We start from the raw sequence: 15,256 nt of genomic DNA, 5'->3' as shown, positions 1-15,256 counted from the left end.
TTTATCTATTACTACGCATGAAAGAGGGAGTATCTCTTAAACAATTATATATTTCATTAGCCTTGTCGTATTAAAAAGCGATATACTTGAGGAAGGAAACATAAGTTGATTTTTATCAATATTTGTCGTCTATCAGCAACATGAAAGGAGGAGGATCATGCTCGGGAAAACTGTTCAGGAAATCAATGTCGGTGATACAGCCTCGTTCAATAAAAGTGTGACAGAATATGATGTATATTCCTTCGCCGGAATCACCGGTGACTTCAATCCGGCCCATATAAACGCAGTATATGCGAGTGAGACTTCTTTCGGTAGGATAATTGCCCATGGTATATTATCAATCGGCTTTATATCTAATGTACTGGGGACTCAACTCCCCGGGCCAGGTAGTATCTATATTCACCAGGAATGTGATTTCAAGAAACCGGTTTTCATCGGTGATACAATAACCGCAACCGTTAAGGTAACCAAAAAGGACGAAGCTAAGAACCGGGTATGGCTTCATACCTATTGCACCAATCAAAGGGATGAGATTGTAGTCGATGGCGAAGCGATCATGATGCCAACTAGAAAGAAGCCTGCCTAACTACATATGATTCTAAAGGCAGTTTCTGCGAGTTATGGTTAAGCGGTATGGAAACATAATAAGGGGGCAAAGGAACATGCTAGGTAAAACGATCGATGAAATCAATGTTGGTGATTCAGCGGACTTTACTAAAACTGTAACTGGATATGATGTCTATTCCTTCGCAGGCGTTACTGGCGACTTTAACCCGGCTCACATCGACAATGAATTTGCCAGTGAAACCTCTTTCGGCAAGACAATTGCCCATGGTATATTATCTATCGGGTTTATTTCCAATGTACTGGGGACTCAACTCCCCGGGCCAGGCAGCATTACCGTGGGTTTGGAGTGCGATTTTAAGAAACCGGTTTATATTGGTGATACAATAACCGCGACCGTTGAGGTGACCAAAAAAGATGAGGCCAGAAACCGGGTCTGGCTGCGCACCTATTGCACCAACCAGCGGGGTGAAATCGTGGTAGATGGCGAGGCTAAAATGATGCCGGTAACAAAGAAGCCTTAACAACTTAAACCAGCACCCTGCTGTTATGGAATGCGATACTAGATAACCTTCATAAAACAACGGATACCTATCGACGGTTATGATATTTGCCATCTTGCTTTTTCTTTATGATTCCTATTTTATATTGAGTGCGGCTTATATGAGCAAGATATAGAATAATGGCGATAATTGCTAAAAGGGCCGGAAATCCGTAAGCAGTTAAAGAATCCTTCGATATAATCGAAGGATTAGTTGCCGGAACATCCTGGGAAGCAAGCAGGTTCACTTTTCTAAGCAAGCCTTGATTGTTGTAAACTAAGACTTCACCTAATTTTTGGCCCTGCTTAACCGGAGCTTTAACAGCCGACTCCAGTTTTTTCTCACTATTCAAGTTCTTCTCTTGTCCTTTCAAAACAACAGAGCATACGGCTTCAGCCGTTTTTACTTGAACATAATCCTTACTTCCGTTCTTTACCTGGACTATGCCACAAATCGCACCCTGGGGCAATAATATCTTCTTGGTATATCGATTGAAACCATAATCCAATAGTTCAGCCGCATGTGACAAGTAAAAACTTGAAGGAATGCTTCCCGAGCATATTTATTCACCATCCATTTCCCGCATCAATCTAGTGCCACCTTAATTATTATCCATAGCTAGGGAGATAAATACACAGGAATTTCTTGATAAGCTGACCTGGGTTGGGATACGGATTTTGATACAGACGCTTGAGGCAAAGCTGACCCCAGGACTTTTATGTGATTGATGCCTGCATCGGTAGCTCCCTGGAGTTCACACCCTTCAACCCGCAACAATTGAATATATTCGATGATCTCCTGGGTTATTCTCTCCCCCATGCAGATTACCGGGATTCCCGGCGGGTAGGCCATAATCATTTCACCAGATATTTCACCCCTTGATAATTCCAGGGGAACAATTCTTTTGGGGCTATAAAAAGCATCACGAGGAGTAACGATCATTTCCGGGCAAAATGGAATATTGAACCATTTAGATGCATCTTTACTTTCTCTCTCGCCAGCGATTTCCCTGAATGCAGCTACTAGTTTCCGCAAATTCTCTCTCCGATCACCCAGGCTTAAAATAGCTAAAGCATTGTAGATGTCTGAAAACTCGATTTGTATTTTATAGCGCTCTCGGAGAATTCTTTCAATCTGGTAACCAGTTAATCCAAGTTTTCTAACATGAATACCTAATTTGGTTTCATCAAAATCAGCACATCCCGGAGAACCTACCAGTTCCTTACCAAAAGCGTAGATACCCTCGATGTCATTTAACTCCTGGCGTACCTGTCTGGCCAAGGCCAGGGTTTTGTTTAAAAGAAGCTGCCCTCTGGTGGCTAGTTGTTTTCGGGCAATATCGATAGATAACATCAGGATATAGGAAGCGCTGGAAGTGTAGCTCAACTGCAGTACTTGTTTGACCCGGTCCACCGAAATTCTGTCCCCCTGGTGCAGCAGCACGGATGACTGGGTCATGGAACCCCCTGTCTTATGCATACTTACTGCACTCATATCGGCTCCTGCCTCTATAGCGTTTAAAGAAAATTCCGGGTGAAAATATAAATGCGCCCCATGGGCCTCATCGGCAAGTACAGTCATATTAGCCTGATGGGAAATCTCCACAATGCTTTTTAAATCTGAATGGATTCCATAATAAGATGGATTAATGATGAATACGGACTTGGCCTGAGGATGCTCCTCAATCGCCTTTTGAATGCTTTCTGCACTGACACCGGTGGCAATTCCCAGCATTTTATTGACCTGTGGTTGCACATAAACCGGGATCGCCCCGCTCAGGATGATTGCTCCGATCGTTGATTTATGAGCATTTCGCGGAATAATTATTTCATTGCCGGGATTGCATGCGCTCATGATCATAGTCTGAACCCCGGAAGAGGTACCATTCACAAGAAAGTATGCTTGTTCTGCTCCAAAAGCCTCAGCGCAAAGATGCTGGGCTTCAGCAATCACTCCAGAGGGGTTGCCAATGTAATCCAACTCTTTCATCCCGTTAACATCCATTTTAAGTACATTTGAACCAATGTATTTACGTAATTCTGGATTTCCCCGACCTTGCTTGTGACCCGGAACATGGAAAGGGATTACATTTTCTTCAACATAGCTTTTTAAAGCATCCAGTAAAGGTGTCCTTTCTTGGTCCATAACCTTGTTAATACCCCTTTATTCATTGTACAAATGCTGGCAGCTAAGCCCAAGACAATTTGCCATGGTGCATTGCATGATGCATTGTATGAATAAAAGTATTACAGTGTGCATATGGTGATGGTTAAGCAAAACAAGAATAAAGTATTATGACTAAATTAATGAAGTGGAATAGAAGTAGCTTTCTTCATACCTTTTTCAACAATCGAAGGCATGGGATTGTAATAATCTTTGCCCAGCTTTTTGGTGATTATTTTACCCTGCTGGGGATCTTCTATGGTCAGCCATGACCGTACTATCGCACCATCCATCCCTTGCAAAATTACTTTTTCTTTTCCAGCCTCAACGGCATAGTTTTTCCTGTAAATATTGTAAGTTTTGATTTCTTTTACTATTTCGTGGTGCCATTTAACTCTAGGAGGAGTTGTCTGCCCATAGAAAGCAATATAAAGCCGGTTCTCGATACTCTCTGCCCAGATTAAAATGGGATAAGGGGTATTGTTCAAAAATTTAAAATCCTTAACTCCATAACAAACCGTTGCATCTTGCCCGAGCGGCACATAGGGAACCGGCATGCTGTGGGCGTATCGTTCAATAACCGGCAAATTCGACAAAATTGTAACATTATACAGGGTTGAAGCAATTTTGCATACACCCCCGCCAACCGTAGTTTTTAACTGATAGCCAATATAAACGGGTCCATGTTGAAATCCTTTATCCTGACTGTAGGGCCCAATTTTCTCATTTTGAGAAAATATTTGACCGGATTTTACAACTGTTCCTTTCAATAAGCGGGCAGCAATGTGAACGTTGGTCTCTTCCCCCGGCAAAGGGTCCTGTAATACTGTACAGTAGTTGGCTAATTGTATCATGGCTTCATTCTCTGCTACAGCTGCTTGAAAGTCCGGGTCATTTTCCCAGGGAAGTAAAGTTACTGAGCTTGAAGCAGATGGGGTTGAATAAATAATTCTCTCCTTTGATGTAGCATAAGGCAGAAAATCCAAATTTATTCCGGGACGGTCAGACAAATTGTCAGTATATATAGCATGATTTATTGTTCCTAATAATAAAATAAGTAAAGAAATCAATCCAATCCTGATATATCGAATATACAATATTAATCCTCACTTTTCTGTTATTTAATATTCATATGAGTATTTTGTTCTATTATCAAAATGCATAAACTAGCGAATGTTATTAAATGAAGTATAAACAGGGATTTGCGCGGAACCATTGGTAAACCCAAAAGGAAATTCCAGCTTGGTTTTTTGGTAATGACAGAGTCTAATCAGGCTTGTGAATTCTACTACAATGAATAGTAAGCTTGCTTAAACCGATTTTTCTTTTGGGAGAAAGCAATATGGGTTTTTACAATGAAAGGTCGTAAATCAATGGTAATTTGGTTGGCCTTGGTAGGAATGCTATGTTGGGGAATTGCGCCCATATTCGCGAAACTAGGTTTACAGAATGTTAATCCGGCAACTGGCTTAGTTCTAAGGACAATTATTGCTGTGGTCCTGGTCAGCTCCTGGATGGGAGTAAGCGGTGGAATTACTCAATTTAGACAAATAACTTTACATCAATCAATTCTAATCGCGGTGGAAGCGATACTAGCTACCGTAATTGGAGATCTGGCATATTTCGCAGCGATCAAAGGCGGAAATGTTTCTATTGTGTCTATGATTATGGCAGCCTCACCCCTGGTCACGATGATTTGTGCTGCGCTTTTTTTGGGTGAGCCTATTACGGCATGGAAATGTCTGGGAGCCGGGTATATTATCATGGGCATCTTTTTACTATTATAACGAGGTGAAATATGTCCCCCGCATCCATAATGGTGAGCGAAGCGAACATCAGTGGTGCCCGCAGGGTGCTTCTTTAAGCGGTCGGTTCCTATTAACAAAACAGGCGGCGGGTTCTAATTCCCCCGCCTCGTTGCAGAGAAACTGGAATACCATGATGGTCTGGGCTCTGGCGGAAAACCCCAGCCGCCGTTTTTATGAAAAACTGGGCGGCCGTATCATCACCCAGGATATTGATAAATACCGGGGGTTTACTGCTCCCGTGATTGCATATGGTTGGAATGAACTACCTATCTTCATTCGCCGTTCTTCGTAATAACAACCTGTTCCCAGAACAAGCGACCGGCTGAGCCGATTTTTTCTTCCAGCCATTCGGGGGGGGAATTTTGAATGCATGTGAGCATGTGCATCTTAACTGTGCAATGGTAGAGCACAGCGAAAGAAACGCTGGTAATTAGTTTAAAGCGACATTACAGAACTCCTGAATTACCTGTAAGCTGAGCATTCCTGTACCGGACTCTAAAGCTTCTTTGCTTTGCGGGCAATAATTCCATATGTTTCTGAATTCTCGGTAAGAGACTCACCTTTTAAATTATTGTAAATATTTTCAACTTTAAAATGATGATCGTTAAGTAATTTCTGAATTTCCGCCATTTCAAACAGTCGGTGATAGAGTCTGATGATTTTAATTGAGCCGTCTTCAGCGATAATCGTATATTGTGTTCCCTCTGTTCTGGGTTTTTCATATATAAAAGTATTCATTATTTCAACATAGGGGTCAGGACTCCAAAAACCGCTCTCCCATATAGAAATGCTAGTTGATTCAGAAGATTCCCTGTTTACCGTAACTACATCAAATATAAATACTCCGTTGCTTTTTAGCGAGCGGTGAATTTTGTCCAGCAGCCGGTTTTGTTCCGTGCTGTTCAGCGCACAGAAATCATAAAAAATGAGCGTGGCTATATCAAAGGACTCCGCATAATCAATATCGAGATAGTTCATTCTGGTAAAATAAATATTTTCATGCCCGGCTTTAATATATCGGTTGGCATAATCGATTGATCGCTGGGAAAGATCAATACCTTTAACCTTTGCTCCCGTTTCCGCAAATTTCTTAACATAAAGTCCGGGCCCGCAGCCCAGGTCAAGTACGGCTTTCTCTTCATCCATACCCGTCCAATTGATTATGAAACTGGTTTCAGCCGCAATCGTCTCTTCAGTTTTACTGGCCGATTCTACTTCAGGGTCTAAATGCAGTTTCAGCATTTGCTCGGATATATACTCGTCATCCCAAAATTTAGCGGTACTTTTTCCATAGAGTGCCGGCTTCCTAATGGATTCCTGCATTGCCATTAAATTAATTTTGTTGTCTTTAATGATCCTCATAATATCATACTCATATTCTATATCCAGCGGAATATAATCGGTATCATTGATCAGGAATTCCATATCCTTCAGATTTATCCTTCCTTTATAATATCTCCGATCTTTATTCAACTTCACCAATTGTTCATACATCTCCCGGTAATCCGCATTCCTTATTTTGATAACGGTATCGTAAGCAGAGTTCAACAGCAAGCTGGCAAAAGCCGGATTAACATATCTTATCCTGGAAATATCAGCCAGCCTGGCTAACAGCAGCGCTTCCTCATCATTAATATCCAGTTCTTTTTTCAACACATTCCTATCGGCTTTAGCCGCTACTTTATCATAAAGCTGGGGCGTCGTTTTAATACCCATACGCTCCAGCTTATCTGTGATTTCTATGCTTAAAACAGTATAATCCTTTATAATCCTGGGCTGCGGGTGATAACTGTTGACCATGCGCCGGAGAACAGTTAAATAATCAACGGGCAGTGAAGTCTTCTCGGAAAAGCGGTTAACTGCATCCTTGTTTTTCAGTGTCTGCTGCAACTGCTGCATATTGTTTATTCCAAGCGATTGCAAAACCTGAAACCTCTCACTTATATCCTCTGCAATTATCTGCTGACTGGGAAGCAGATATGTGGACTCCAACATCCTTTGAAATTCTTCTAAAGTAATTTTGTTGAAATCAATATAATACCCCATGATATCATCCCCTGTGAATATTTCTTATCCGTACTGCCTAGACCCCTCTTACCCATTTTATACCAATATAACATGCTCTGGACTTAATCTGTCAAGTTGGTTTTGGTCTTTTTTATTCTGTATTTATATCCTGATTTAAAAGTGATCATGGAAATATCTCCTCATTTTCTGTTGTGCAACCCCTGATTAGGAATATAATGTACAATATTACTTGCAATTCTCTTCCCAACCAATAAATTCCTGTGAGAACCAGTAAATGGGTATTCAGCAACTTGCCTTCATTTTATGAAGTTAACTGTAATAGAAATTATAAAGTTTGGAATTGGTTACACTCCAGCAATAGGGCACCTGCAAATTGTGCAAAGCCGGGAATGAAAATCTTCCCAACCTCCCTTGAACCGGATAAAAAACACTTATGCCGGCTACCTGCAGTGGCCAGATGAAGAAAGATGGGAAATAATCGAGTTCCTTATGATATGAGCCCGGCACCTTCTACCAGCCATCAAGCTATATCCATGGAATTAGGGAGACAATTAGCCAATTACTTGCGGTAAAAAGTATGTCAGGCTTTTGCAGTTGACCCGGTTTATGGACTCCGGGGTCAAAGCAACTCCGAGTTTAACTGAAGTAAATCCGTTGGAAAATAACGAAAGGTGATGATTATATGCCGGTCAAAATATCGGAACTGATTGATGAAATGGATATGCAAATGGATGAATACCATACGTATTTGAACAAAGAAACTAATATAATTGTTACTGTCAGTAACGAGGGTTTATCTATAGCTGAAGAATCAGATGAAGGTGATGATTTTTCTCAATATCCGGATTGGCAAAAGCAAAACATTATGGAAGCTTTAGATATTATTGTTAATTGGGATAAATATGTTGAACTTCCTGATAAATATGACATTAATGAGTATAACATTATGGAGAACTTTTGTTTTTCTTTGGATAATGAAAAAATAATGAACGAACTATTATATGCAATTAGAGGCAGGGGAGCATTCAGGCGTTTTAAGGATAAGGTTCAAAGATTGGGGATTCAACAACAGTGGGATAAATTTCGCGAAGAAACATTTAAAGAAATTGCCATCGAATGGTGTGAGTATAATAACATACCATATATTTAACAGCATTATAAAAACCGGTGATGCGCTGTATCAGGATTTAAGCTGGAAATTATCAGAGATTTCGGGGAAAGCGTATTTATTCCTGGATGAAATTCAAGAAGTCATACAGTGGGAAACCTGTGTTAATTCCTTATCGGTTGATTTTGATGCAAACATATATATTACTGGTTCCAACGCTCTGAAGGGGACTGCCAGAGATCACTCAATATCCTTATGGGGCAACAAGTTGGCCCGCTTTATGGCTCCAGGGCCAAAGCGATCCCTTATTTCATCCATGAGCCGGTCAATGCTTTTATAATCAGCGTTTAATTGGGGCTCAAACAGACTCCCCTGCTCCAAACTTGCCGCTGGCGATAAATGCCCCAGAGATAAGCCGAAAAGGCGCAGGGGTCGTTTGTTGTTGTAGAAATGATGTAATAATTCACCGGCAATTTGGGTTACGATTATATCGGAATCGCAGGGAGTTATGGTCTTGCTGCGGGTGATGGTTTTAAAATTACTGTATCTTAGCTTAATGGTGACACTGCCGGCTAAAAGCTCCTCCTGTCGCAATTTCCTGCACAACTCGGCGGCAAATTGAGCGATTAGTTTTTCCAGATAGACGGTATCGTTAATGTCCTCGGGGAAGGTTTCTTCCCGACCCAGAGACTTCCTTTCATGTTCCGGCTCCACTACCCTCTTGTCAATTCCATGAGCTAGTTCCCAGAACAAGCGACCGGCTGAGCCGATTTTGTCTTCCAGCCATTCCGGCGGCAGGTCTTGAATATCGCCAATAGTTTTTATCCCCAGTCTGACCAGCCTCTGCTCAGTCTTCTGCCCTATCCCCCATATTCGCGATACCGGCAACGGTCTTAATAGTTCCAATGCTTCACTTTCTGTAATAATGCGTAAGCCATCCGGTTTGTCCATATCTGATGCCAGTTTGGCCAGGAATTTGTTATAGGAAATGCCTACTGAAATGGTAAGCCCCAGTTCGGAATAGACCTGCTCCTTAATCAAGCAGCCGATTTTTTCCTGGCTGCCGTACAGGCCGGAACAGCCGCTGATATCCAGGAAGGCTTCGTCAATGGAAATAACCTCCATAATAGGAGAGTACCGGCTGAGGATGGAAAATACCTGTTTTGACATTTCCAGATAGCGCGGCATATTTACCGGAAGAAAGACTGCCTGGGGGCAAAGACGGTAGGCCTGAGCAGTGGGCATAGCCGACCGGATGCCGAACTTTCTGGCTTCATAGGAGCAAGTGGAAGCTACTCCCCGGGAATGTATGCTTCCTCCTACTACCACTGGTTTACCCCGCAGCGAGGGGTTATCCAATTGTTCAACCGAAGCAAAAAAGGCATCAAGATCACAATGCAGGATATTAGTAGGTTCCGCCATGGACTGCCCCCCCACCCCCGAAAAAGTTAATATATAGGTATATTATAGCAAATCATTCCCCACCGGGAAGGGATGGAAAATGATGGTGTTATATATGGAAATAGCATATATTATATGGCAGGAATACTAATTTAAAGGGGGAATGGAAATGGATGCGATCGTTATTCTTATCGGTAAAAGAATGGAAAGCGCAGTAAAGGTGCAGCAGATTTTGACCGACAATGGGGATATCATCAGAACCAGGTTGGGAATCAACCACGAACTGAGCAAGGACGAGAATGCTGCGGGTTTTATTTTCCTGGAACTTTGCGGCGACGAAAAACGAGTGGAAAACCTATGTGATGTTCTCAATGCTATCGGAGATGTAAAAGCCGAGTGCCTCAAAATGGAGATCCCCGGCAATGGATGCGGATGTAGTTGTTAAACAAAAGTCAAAGCAGTGATAAACATACCTTCACAGGCATTCTATCAGCATCTCGGTTACCGGATCAGGGAAGAAGCATTTATTTAGGTGAGCGATAATGAAAGGCTGGATTACTTTTATATGGAAAAGGCTTTAAACAGCCGCTTAACAGATGATAATAAAATCGTGCCCTTACCCATGGAGCAGATTGTGATAAGAGAAGCCCAACCAAGCGATGCCCCAGCTATGGCCAGGATTAATGTCGCCACCTGGCGCGATAGTTATGGAAAATTTCTTCCCCGCCAGTTGATGGAGGAACTCTCCTGTTCCCAAAAACAATCGGAGATTGAAAACTTCTTTGCCCGTTGGGAGGAGAATCAGGCAGTGGCATTAGTCGCGGAGAACAAAAGCGGTGAAATGATGGCTTTTATCATGGCAGGAAAAAACCACCGTCAAGACTTAAGGTATATGGGTGAAATCTACAACCTGCACATAGCACCAGCTTTTCAGAGTCGGGGAATCGGGTGTTGCCTGGTATACAGGGTCAGTCAGGTTTTTCGGCAGAGAAACTGGAATACCATGATGGTCTGGGCTCTGGCGGAAAACCCCAGCCGCCGTTTTTATGAAAAACTGGGCGGCCGTATCATCGCCCAGGATATTGATAAATACCGGGGATTTACTGCTCCCGTGATTGCATATGGTTGGAATAAACTCCCCATATGTTTTTGAAACTCATCCTGGATGTATCCCATGTATGAAAGCAAAAACCCGAAGTAATAAATGTACGTAAAAACTGAATCTATCCTCCCGATACAATCCATTCCAAATACTGCGCGGCAGTCATTGTACGCGGGCGCTCCATATCAAGCATCAAGAAATGCTTATCCCCGCTGATAATGATGTCAACATCCGCAACGATGGCGGCATTGAGAATCGGCTGATCCTTTGGATCGCTTATCAGTTTCTGCGGATATTCAGGTGCAGGCACTAAAACATAAGCAAGCTCGGCCAGGAAAACACCAACATCGGCCAAAGCCTGCGGTGCCTTACGTCTCAGCACATCCCGCAGTTCAAAGATATTACGGTCGCATAACACCAATTCATGAAACCGCGCAACGTGGAGCAAAGCGGCAGCGGGCTTTGAATTAGGCCAGAGTATTGCGGATATGAGAATGTTTGTATCGACCAGTATCTTCATTACTTGGAATCCTTTCCGTAGCGTACTTCATCAATAAGAATCTGCACCTGGTCTTCATCCTGGATACCGGCTTTTTCAGCCACTCCCGCAAATGCCTTTTGAGCTTTTAGAATGGCCGTGGCAGACGCATTGTTAATTACAATTTCACCGTTTTCACGCTCAATAAAGAGTATTTTATCTCCTTCCTTAAGGTTAAGTTTACGTCGAATTTCGATGGGAACAGTGACCTGACCGTTGGCAGATACCTTTGCCAGGTTCATCAATATCACTCCTTTCAATTCTTGAATTATCAAGATTTCTTTATCCATAGTATATGCCGTAAACAGCAGTTTGTATACGTGAAAGCGGTGATCGAAACAGGAAATGTAAGCCGATAGATAGCAATATGTTTCTTTGAACCATATCCTTTCAAATATTATCGGTATAAGTAAAACTAGAAATTGTTTTGGAGCTCGGGGTATTTCGGACCTGGTTCATATAATGAAGAAATTTATCAATTTGTTATTCGAGATATATCCGGTAAAGAGTTATCGCTTAAACCTGTGGTAATCGATAACATGCCGTTGTCCAGGCAAAACGATGTAAAAGAGTTGATTGATTTATGCGGTTTTGAGATTCCATCCGAACCTGAAAGTGGGCTTATGACATGGTTAAATAAAGTTTTATTTGCAATCTTGGATTGCATCCCTAAAAACAGAGCTTTTTGTAGCTATATGTGCATCGCTGTGTTACATAGGCTATGTCGAGCTTAAATGTCGGCTGCGATTATAGTATTGGTTTCATGCAAAAAAGAGAGAAAAGGCCATCTCTCTTTTTTGTTTTCTGAAAAAATATATTTTAAACTCGACTATTAAAGCATGGGATACGGGTCAATATAAAGAAATTAACAAGAATAGTCTGCAACAGTCAGCTAAATCACATATAATTAACTTATTATGGTAGTTCGCAGGAATAGCTGGACTATCTTCGCAGGAGGGTTAATATGCGCATATTGGTTTTAAACGGTAGTCCACGCAAAAATGGAACAGTTGCTAATCTTCTTAAAAGCGTTATTGATGGAATTCCTAATAAATATGAGGTGGAATGGATTAATGTATATGAATTAAAAATTGAACCTTGTATTGCCTGTATGAAGTGTCGGCAAGACCAAGAATGTATCTTACCGCAAGATGATGCGCATATAGTTGGACGTAAAATAAATGAGGCTGACGGCCTTATAATTGGCACGCCAACACATTGGGGAAACATGAGTGCTCAGCTCAAACTTTTATTTGACCGGAACGTACCGGTAATGATGGGTGAAAAAAGAAATGGCATGCCTTATCCGCGCCAAAAGGGAAAACCAGCGGTAATAGTAACTGCTTGTAGCACTCCATGGCCATTAAATTTTATCGTAGCCGAAAGCAGAGGAGCAATAAGGGCAGTAAATCACGTTTTAAATTATGGTGGATATAGAATCCTGGGCAAGATTATAAAACCCGGAACTAAGTCCAGGCCACAAATCAGCAACAGGCTATTAAAAAAATGCAGAATTGTCAGCAACAGATTCTAAGTTTTACGCTTTTATCAACAGATCCAATATAATCATACTGATGTCCGCGTGGTTGAATTGGACCTGCTCCTTGTAAAGAAGTAATGAGTGGTTCCGGGCAATGGGCATGGGCTAATGTTATCTTGCGATAATCAGCGAATATATAGTTTTAAGCGTTCTGAAAGCGATCCCGTATGTAACTAATTTCTTGCCGTCCCGGTGGCAACTGGATGGTATGCCGATCTTAATTGGCCTTTCTGCCACTGTTCAAGGTATTGGACTGGACTAAGATAGCCTACCGTTCTAAAGACAGAATCCTGCAGGCCCTTACTATCCTTTGCAAATATATCTCTAAATGCAGTAAACAATATATTCTAAGCTGGCTTCACCTTTTATCTCATTATCAGTATACCGTGAAAGGTCATATATCTGCAGGTACTCTACCAGGTACTATTTTCTGAAAAAAGTGTTCCCAGGCTTGCGCATCGGAGACTGTAACACCAGTCTTGAATTATCTGGAGGAAAAATCACATTTACAGCCAAAGAGAACTTCGGGATTAGACTTCAGGCTGATTCATCCAATCATAACTTTACCAGTGGTCATTTTGTTATCGAGAATGTATGTGTAGAAACTTTCTCTATTAATCTTTAGCACAGATAATCTGATGTTTGGGGTTTTTGAAAATGATTATAACCAAATGTGATGATTCTGCAGAACTAAGCTCTTTTCTCAGGCTTGACTATACCAACAACCTGTATTTCTTTACCTATTTAAATGAAATATTTCATAATTCCAGCGTGGAAGTCCTAATTGCAAAATACAAAAGTAAAATAGTATTGGCCCTTTTATTAACTCCCATCCATTGCTGTATTTCTTCGTCGGATATTAACTATGTAAATGCCATAGCTGACCAATTGCCGATTATTCATAGCGTTCATGTTGTGGGCCGAAAAGATTTGGTTGAACATCTCTTGAGAATAAGTAAAGGACCGGAACGGGATAAACATATATACTCCTTTTGTGAGTATACCCCCGCGATTGTTTCTAATAATCCAGCAACCGTCAGTCAAAAAGCTGCGGAATCAAACTTGAAAGACCTTATAAAGTTTTACAGCAACAATGATATGCTAATAGACGCCGCGAGTAGGCTACCGGCAATCTTATCCTGGGGTAAGGCTTACTTTATTTATAAGGATCATGAAATAGTATCCTGTGCTTTGACAACCACTCAAACCAACGATGCGGCAATGATTGGTTCAGTTTACACCATTCCCGGATATAGAAACCATGGATATGCAAAGGATTGTGTATCAAACCTTTGCAGAGATCTTACATCTAACCATATAAAACCTTATTTGTTTTATAAATCGGATGATGATTTTCTTGCAGAGTTTTACAAATCTTTAGGTTTTCGGGAGACTAATACCTGGATTCTTGCCACCTCAAACCGGTCTTTTTGTAGCCGGAGGAAAAGGACGTACCGCCCGTCAGACCCCTGTAGAAATTATGAATCATGCTGATCTCTATGGACTAAGCTGCTCAGCCGAAGATTTGGTCTGTGCCAGCAAAATCTCGGCCAAGGTAGATAGTGCTGCAGTACAGGATAGCTACGATATTTATCATCATTGCTTTTTCTTTACCAAAGAAAGTCGCCTATGGAGCCCGGCACAGTTTTAGCGATCCGGTACCTATTCTTTTGCTCACGGAGGCAAAGACGGTTTTCCTTTTCCTGTTAACGAAGCGGATATTGAACTATCTTATACTACCCTTGAACGTGACCTTCACTAATGGTTAATCGACCCCAACCTGGCTTTGAACAATATCGCGTCTCAAAATATTTTTTTTAGTATTGCCGGGGTCAACATCCCTAACACCGCGCCTCTGGCAATACAACCGGTTCCTGGTGCAGTTTTTTCTATGAGCCTGACTCACTAACATGAAAAGCATTCCTCCTCTGGTGTTGTTTGGTTGTGCTGACTTAATTTTCAGAGCCAGAGCATAGGGGTTTGAACTGCGCACTAAAACAGTTAATATTTAATATTAATAACTAATTCATCTTAAAGGGGACTGCCAGTGAACACTCAATCTTTAAAATCCCACGCTGAAGAAATAAAAACCAACTTAGGTGTTTTGTTTTTGGCATTCAAAGATAAACGCACCCCCTGGTATGCGAAAGCATTAATTTTTATTGTGATTTCATATGCTTTTAGCCCCATAGATTTGATACCCGATTTTATACCTGTATTGGGCTATCTTGATGATTTGATTCTTATCCCTGCGGGTATTGCTTTGGCAATAAAACTCATACCGGATGAGGTTTTCTTAGAATATAAAGAAAAACAGAACGGTTTATACCATATAACTATAAAGGGCATATATGCTGGAATTATAATTTTTTCAATATGGCTGATTCTTTTTTATTTAATAGTGAAACAGCTAGCATTTTAAATTCAAGCAGCTCCGGAAACGGTATATAACTATATTAAGG

The 15,256-nt window shown here is 41.4% G+C and carries 19 protein-coding genes; 12 read left to right on the top strand and 7 right to left on the bottom strand.

Annotation, left to right across the window (positions count from 1 at the left end; genetic code table 11):
• The first annotated feature begins 157 nt into the window (after positions 1-157).
• Both AWB54_RS03955 and AWB54_RS03950 read left to right on the top strand, forming a co-directional pair.
• Positions 158-586, top strand: a complete 429-nt coding sequence (locus AWB54_RS03955) for a MaoC family dehydratase (RefSeq protein WP_061213319.1) — start codon at positions 158-160, stop codon at positions 584-586.
• A gap of 76 nt (positions 587-662) precedes the next feature.
• Entirely contained in the window at positions 663-1,088 is a 426-nt protein-coding gene (locus AWB54_RS03950; RefSeq protein ID WP_061213318.1) for a MaoC family dehydratase, read from the top strand.
• 67 nt (positions 1,089-1,155) lie between these two features.
• On the opposite strand, the gene AWB54_RS03945 is transcribed toward AWB54_RS03950, so the two are convergent.
• The 3 genes from AWB54_RS03945 to AWB54_RS03935 form a co-directional block, all read right to left on the bottom strand.
• Complete coding sequence (locus AWB54_RS03945) at positions 1,156-1,614, bottom strand: hypothetical protein (RefSeq protein ID WP_160328905.1); 459 nt, start codon at positions 1,612-1,614, stop codon at positions 1,156-1,158.
• Positions 1,615-1,724: 110 nt separating this feature from the next.
• On the bottom strand, positions 1,725-3,251 hold the full coding sequence (locus tag AWB54_RS03940) for an aminotransferase class I/II-fold pyridoxal phosphate-dependent enzyme (RefSeq protein WP_061213316.1): 1,527 nt from the start codon (positions 3,249-3,251) through the stop codon (positions 1,725-1,727).
• 158 nt (positions 3,252-3,409) lie between these two features.
• Complete coding sequence (locus tag AWB54_RS03935; RefSeq protein WP_061213315.1) at positions 3,410-4,366, bottom strand: VanW family protein; 957 nt, start codon at positions 4,364-4,366, stop codon at positions 3,410-3,412.
• A 258-nt stretch (positions 4,367-4,624) separates the two neighbouring features.
• Here AWB54_RS03935 and AWB54_RS03930 point away from each other — a divergent pair, with 258 nt between their 5' ends.
• Together AWB54_RS03930 and AWB54_RS15865 are read left to right on the top strand one after the other, a co-directional pair.
• Positions 4,625-5,056: an EamA family transporter gene (locus AWB54_RS03930; protein WP_174520056.1), complete on the top strand. Its 432-nt coding sequence runs from the start codon at positions 4,625-4,627 to the stop codon at positions 5,054-5,056.
• Between the two features lie 151 nt (positions 5,057-5,207).
• Complete coding sequence (locus AWB54_RS15865; RefSeq protein WP_160328904.1) at positions 5,208-5,369, top strand: GNAT family protein; 162 nt, start codon at positions 5,208-5,210, stop codon at positions 5,367-5,369.
• 203 nt (positions 5,370-5,572) lie between these two features.
• On the opposite strand, the gene AWB54_RS03925 is transcribed toward AWB54_RS15865, so the two are convergent.
• Positions 5,573-7,123: a DUF4332 domain-containing protein gene (locus AWB54_RS03925; RefSeq protein ID WP_061213314.1), complete on the bottom strand. Its 1,551-nt coding sequence runs from the start codon at positions 7,121-7,123 to the stop codon at positions 5,573-5,575.
• Positions 7,124-7,787: 664 nt separating this feature from the next.
• On the opposite strand from AWB54_RS03925, the gene AWB54_RS03920 reads away from it, so the two are divergent.
• Positions 7,788-8,255 (top strand): UPF0158 family protein, encoded by a 468-nt coding sequence (locus AWB54_RS03920; RefSeq protein ID WP_061213313.1) that lies wholly within the window; start codon positions 7,788-7,790, stop codon positions 8,253-8,255.
• Positions 8,227-8,553 carry an AAA family ATPase gene (locus AWB54_RS15220; RefSeq protein ID WP_235811082.1) on the top strand — a complete coding sequence of 109 codons (327 nt, stop codon included), beginning with the start codon at positions 8,227-8,229 and terminating at the stop codon, positions 8,551-8,553. The genes AWB54_RS03920 and AWB54_RS15220 overlap by 29 nt, the downstream gene beginning before the upstream one ends.
• Here the strand turns inward: AWB54_RS15220 and dinB are convergent.
• A complete protein-coding gene (dinB, locus tag AWB54_RS03915) occupies positions 8,454-9,635 on the bottom strand; it encodes a DNA polymerase IV (RefSeq protein WP_061213312.1) in 1,182 nt (393 codons plus the stop codon). The two genes, AWB54_RS15220 and dinB, sit on opposite strands and share 100 nt — an antisense overlap.
• A 148-nt stretch (positions 9,636-9,783) precedes the next feature.
• Here dinB and AWB54_RS03910 point away from each other — a divergent pair, with 148 nt between their 5' ends.
• A complete protein-coding gene (locus AWB54_RS03910) occupies positions 9,784-10,059 on the top strand; it encodes a hypothetical protein (RefSeq protein WP_061213311.1) in 276 nt (91 codons plus the stop codon).
• Between the two features lie 87 nt (positions 10,060-10,146).
• On the top strand, positions 10,147-10,767 hold the full coding sequence (locus AWB54_RS03905) for a GNAT family N-acetyltransferase (RefSeq protein ID WP_061213310.1): 621 nt from the start codon (positions 10,147-10,149) through the stop codon (positions 10,765-10,767).
• A gap of 70 nt (positions 10,768-10,837) precedes the next feature.
• Here AWB54_RS03905 and AWB54_RS03900 read toward each other — a convergent pair whose 3' ends face one another.
• Positions 10,838-11,236 (bottom strand): putative toxin-antitoxin system toxin component, PIN family, encoded by a 399-nt coding sequence (locus AWB54_RS03900; protein WP_061213309.1) that lies wholly within the window; start codon positions 11,234-11,236, stop codon positions 10,838-10,840.
• The gene (locus AWB54_RS03895) at positions 11,236-11,496 is read right to left on the bottom strand and encodes an AbrB/MazE/SpoVT family DNA-binding domain-containing protein (RefSeq protein WP_061213308.1); all 261 of its coding nucleotides are present in this window, start codon (positions 11,494-11,496) and stop codon (positions 11,236-11,238) included. The genes AWB54_RS03900 and AWB54_RS03895 overlap by 1 nt, the downstream gene beginning before the upstream one ends.
• 722 nt (positions 11,497-12,218) lie before the next feature.
• Between AWB54_RS03895 and AWB54_RS03890 the strand changes: the two genes are divergently transcribed.
• The 4 genes from AWB54_RS03890 (at position 12,219) to AWB54_RS03880 (ending at position 15,216) form a co-directional block, all read left to right on the top strand.
• Entirely contained in the window at positions 12,219-12,788 is a 570-nt protein-coding gene (locus AWB54_RS03890; protein WP_061213307.1) for a flavodoxin family protein, read from the top strand.
• A gap of 663 nt (positions 12,789-13,451) precedes the next feature.
• Positions 13,452-14,288 carry a GNAT family N-acetyltransferase gene (locus AWB54_RS03885; protein ID WP_061213306.1) on the top strand — a complete coding sequence of 279 codons (837 nt, stop codon included), beginning with the start codon at positions 13,452-13,454 and terminating at the stop codon, positions 14,286-14,288.
• A complete protein-coding gene (locus AWB54_RS15215) occupies positions 14,203-14,445 on the top strand; it encodes a DUF763 domain-containing protein (RefSeq protein ID WP_235811081.1) in 243 nt (80 codons plus the stop codon). Before AWB54_RS03885 ends, AWB54_RS15215 begins: the two co-directional genes overlap by 86 nt.
• 396 nt (positions 14,446-14,841) lie before the next feature.
• On the top strand, positions 14,842-15,216 hold the full coding sequence (locus AWB54_RS03880; protein ID WP_061213305.1) for a YkvA family protein: 375 nt from the start codon (positions 14,842-14,844) through the stop codon (positions 15,214-15,216).
• Positions 15,217-15,256: the final 40 nt, after the last annotated feature.

The sequence above is a fragment of the Syntrophomonas wolfei subsp. methylbutyratica genome, from assembly GCF_001570625.1.
GTDB lineage: Bacteria > Bacillota > Syntrophomonadia > Syntrophomonadales > Syntrophomonadaceae > Syntrophomonas > Syntrophomonas methylbutyratica.
The sequence above is the reverse complement of the archived record's forward strand: the minus strand, read 5'-3'. Positions and strand labels throughout refer to the sequence as shown.

Coding starts and splice junctions, on each gene's coding strand:
- AWB54_RS03955 (WP_061213319.1), top strand. CDS start 158: ATGCTCGGGAAAACTGTTCAGGAAATCAATGTCGGTGATACAGCCTCG.
- AWB54_RS03950 (WP_061213318.1), top strand. CDS start 663: ATGCTAGGTAAAACGATCGATGAAATCAATGTTGGTGATTCAGCGGAC.
- AWB54_RS03940 (WP_061213316.1), bottom strand. CDS start 3,251: ATGGACCAAGAAAGGACACCTTTACTGGATGCTTTAAAAAGCTATGTT.
- AWB54_RS03930 (WP_174520056.1), top strand. CDS start 4,625: ATGAAAGGTCGTAAATCAATGGTAATTTGGTTGGCCTTGGTAGGAATG.
- AWB54_RS15865 (WP_160328904.1), top strand. CDS start 5,208: ATGATGGTCTGGGCTCTGGCGGAAAACCCCAGCCGCCGTTTTTATGAA.
- AWB54_RS03925 (WP_061213314.1), bottom strand. CDS start 7,123: ATGGGGTATTATATTGATTTCAACAAAATTACTTTAGAAGAATTTCAA.
- AWB54_RS03920 (WP_061213313.1), top strand. CDS start 7,788: ATGCCGGTCAAAATATCGGAACTGATTGATGAAATGGATATGCAAATG.
- dinB (WP_061213312.1), bottom strand. CDS start 9,635: ATGGCGGAACCTACTAATATCCTGCATTGTGATCTTGATGCCTTTTTT.
- AWB54_RS03910 (WP_061213311.1), top strand. CDS start 9,784: ATGGATGCGATCGTTATTCTTATCGGTAAAAGAATGGAAAGCGCAGTA.
- AWB54_RS03900 (WP_061213309.1), bottom strand. CDS start 11,236: ATGAAGATACTGGTCGATACAAACATTCTCATATCCGCAATACTCTGG.
- AWB54_RS03895 (WP_061213308.1), bottom strand. CDS start 11,496: ATGAACCTGGCAAAGGTATCTGCCAACGGTCAGGTCACTGTTCCCATC.
- AWB54_RS03890 (WP_061213307.1), top strand. CDS start 12,219: ATGCGCATATTGGTTTTAAACGGTAGTCCACGCAAAAATGGAACAGTT.
- AWB54_RS03885 (WP_061213306.1), top strand. CDS start 13,452: ATGATTATAACCAAATGTGATGATTCTGCAGAACTAAGCTCTTTTCTC.